The organism is Virgibacillus sp. W0430 (assembly GCF_051846935.1).
In the GTDB taxonomy this organism is placed as follows: domain Bacteria; phylum Bacillota; class Bacilli; order Bacillales; family Amphibacillaceae; genus JBPYCR01.
In genome coordinates this window covers 1-3261 of record NZ_JBPYCS010000055.1, presented here as the reverse complement: position 1 = coordinate 3261, position 3261 = coordinate 1, and the positions used below count along the sequence as shown (strand labels likewise).

The 3261-nt window shown below is 35.3% G+C and carries 3 protein-coding genes; all 3 read left to right on the top strand.

Going from position 1 to position 3261, the window contains the following annotated elements; translation table 11 throughout:
* Window positions 1-2095, top strand: a 2095-nt coding sequence (locus tag ACLIBH_RS14270) for an aminotransferase class III-fold pyridoxal phosphate-dependent enzyme (RefSeq protein WP_439317385.1), incomplete at its 5' end; no start/stop codon positions are given.
* A 36-nt stretch (window positions 2096-2131) separates the two neighbouring features.
* Window positions 2132-2908 (top strand): SDR family oxidoreductase, encoded by a 777-nt coding sequence (locus ACLIBH_RS14265; RefSeq protein WP_439317384.1) that lies wholly within the window; start codon window positions 2132-2134, stop codon window positions 2906-2908.
* A 35-nt stretch (window positions 2909-2943) separates the two neighbouring features.
* Window positions 2944-3261: aldo/keto reductase (locus ACLIBH_RS14260; RefSeq protein WP_439317383.1), on the top strand; the 318-nt coding region annotated here is incomplete at its 3' end.

Genomic DNA, 3261 nt, shown 5'->3' with positions numbered 1-3261 from the left:
AGGCGGGCTGTTTTTTCCAATTCCTAGCAAGAATGCAAATATTGATAATGAGAACGCATATTTAATAGAACAATTAACTAACTATACTAATTGCCGTGGACTCGTTTTAGTTCATCCAAGAGATTCAAAAAAAAAGATTTCTACTTACTTTAATAATAAGCAAATTGTAGGGATAAAGCCTTATCATATTTATAGTGATGAAACCCCCACTTGGAAATCGTCAATTAGAGGGTTTCTACCAGAATGGATGTGGGAGTTAGCTAATGAGTATAAATCTATTATTATGCTTCATATGGTTAAAGATGAGGCAATCTTAGATACAAATAATCAACAAGAAATATATGAACTATGTACTAAATATCCACATGTAAGACTAGTGCTCGCCCACTGTGCCCGATCATTCCATGGACCTAATGCAAAAGGGATAAATGCTTTACGGGGGCTCGAGAATGTTTGGTTCGATATGTCAGGGATTTGCGAATCTGAACCGATAGAACATATCTTATCTGAATTTGGACCGAAAAAATTATTGTGGGGAAGCGACTTTCCAGTCTCAGAAAATCGGGGTAAAGCAGTCACATTTGGGAACGGTTTCATTTGGCTTCAAGCAGAAACTTTAAAAGAAAAAGTAGCTTTATCGCATGCTCAACCCCTATTGGTTGGGATTGAGTCTTTGTTGGCGCTTAGAAGAGCAGTTGAGTCGTTTGGTCTTAATGATAAAGATATTAAAGATATTTTCTTTGATAATGCAGCTAAATTAATAGGTATTAAAAGAGTAGAATTAAATCAGACACAAAAATTATATGAACATGGTAAAAAGTTAATTCCTGGAGGAACACAACTGTTAAGTAAACGTCCAGAATTGATGGCGCCATTAAAATGGCCTGCATATTTTAGTGAAGCTAGAGGATGTGAAGTATGGGATTTAGATGGACGGCATTATTATGACATGTCTACAAACGGTATTGGATCTTGTCTATTAGGCTACCGTGACGAAGATGTCACCAGAGCAGTTAAACGTCGCCTTAACTTGGGAAGCATGAGTTCATTGAATCCACCCGAGGAAATTGAATTGGCTGAACGTCTGTTTGAATTACATCCTTGGGCGAATCAGGCCCGATTTACACGCTCTGGAGGTGAGGTAAGTACTGTAGCGATTAGGATAGCAAGAGCTACAACTAACAGAACTGTCATCGCTGTTTGTGGGTACCATGGGTGGCATGACTGGTATTTAGCGGCTAATTTAGGAGAATCAGATTTATTAGATGGTCATCTTCTGCCGGGTTTAAATCCTCACGGAGTACCAAAAGAACTTAGAAATACAACTGTAACTTTTACTTATAATAACAAACAAGAATTACAAAATATATTTGACGAGTATGGATCTGATCTTGCTGCAGTTATTATGGAACCATGTCGTGGATCTGATCCAGAAGATGGTTTCCTAGAATTTGTACGTGATATTACAAAAAAGAATGGAACAATGCTTATTTTTGATGAGATTACAGTCGGTTTCCGTTTGCATAAGGGTGGAGCGCATTTGAAATACAATGTTATTCCTGATTTAGCCATTTTTGCAAAAGCATTAGGAAATGGTCATCCTATAGCAGCTGTGATTGGGACATCGTCTACGATGGAAGGAGCTAAAGACTCATTTATTAGTAGCACTTACTGGACGGAAAGCATAGGTCCAACTGCAGCTATAGTTACTTTGAAGAAAATGAATGAATATTCAGTTCCAGAACATATAAATAAAATAGGTAAGATGATTGAAAATTCTTGGCTCTACTTTAGTAAAGTTCATGAAATACCTATTAAAATCGGACAAGCTTTCCCATGCTTTGCAAAGTTTGAATTTGATCATATAGAATCAAAGGTTTTACAAACTATATACACTCAAAAAATGTTAGAAAGAGGGTTTTTAGCTGGTTTATCTATATACCCAACGATGGCACACAATGATCACATTGTAAAATTATATTCTGAGGCAATTGACGAGGTGTTTAAGGAGTTATCTGCCATTGTCAATAATGGAGAAAGTTTCAATATAAATAAAAATGAAATTGCACATAGCGGCTTTGCTCGTTTGCTATAAATGGAATTTAATTAGGGATCTTTTGGAGGTAAGTAAATGAATGTAATGAGCTCATTTTCACTCGAAGGGAAAGTTGCTGTAGTTATAGGTGGTTCAGGATTATATGGTAGGCAAGTTACATCAGCATTAATTGAAGCTGGTGCAACCACTTATATCACTACTAGAAATAGAGGGAAAATAGATGATTTAGAGAAAGAATTTCAAGAAGTGGGTCAACAAGTTACAGTTGCTTATTTAGATCAATCTAAAGAAGAAACAATTATTAAGTTTACTAATAATTTAATAGATAAAGAAGGTAAAATTGATATTCTTGTTAATAATGCGGTAGGTCGTGTAATGAATGGATGGAACGATTCTACTGAAAAGTTTGCACAAAGTATGGATATTAATGCAACCGGTATTTACTCTCTAACTAAAACATTTGGTAATGTAATGGAGAAGCAACGTTATGGATCGATCATTCAAGTAGGATCAATGCAAGGAATGGTGGGGCCTGATGATTGGTTGTATGAAGGGAATTTCGATGCTAGTCCAGATTACTTCTTTCATAAGAGTGGTATGATAAATTTTACCCGATATGTTGCAAGCTATTACGGAAAGTCAAACGTTCGCTGTAATTGCATTAGCCCTGGTGGTATTCTTTCTCACCGTACTTCGAAAGATTTTGTTGAACGATATAATACTCGAACAATGCTAAATCGTATGGCAAATGCATCAGATTTAAAAGGAATTATTGTGTTTCTGGCATCAGACGCTTCTGCTTACATTACGGGTGCCAACATTCCAGTAGATGGTGGATATACAGCTAAATAGATATTTCAATTATTATTATGAAAAGAGGACGTTTTATGGATGTTACAGATATAAAAATTATGCCTAGTAAGCCTTTAACTTTAGGAACGGTTCAACTTGGTATGAATTATGGAGTAGCAAATAAAAATGGAATCCCAAATCAAGACACAGCATACTCCATTTTACAAAATGCAATTAATAATGGAATTAATATTTTTGATACTGCTCAAGCATATGAAAAATCAGAAACAGTTTTGGGGGATTTTTTTAAACATAAAGATAAACCTCTGTTTATAACTAAAATGAGTTTAGAAGTCGATCGGCATACAAAATATGATGATATAGAAAGGCAATGCTATAATATCTTAGAAAAT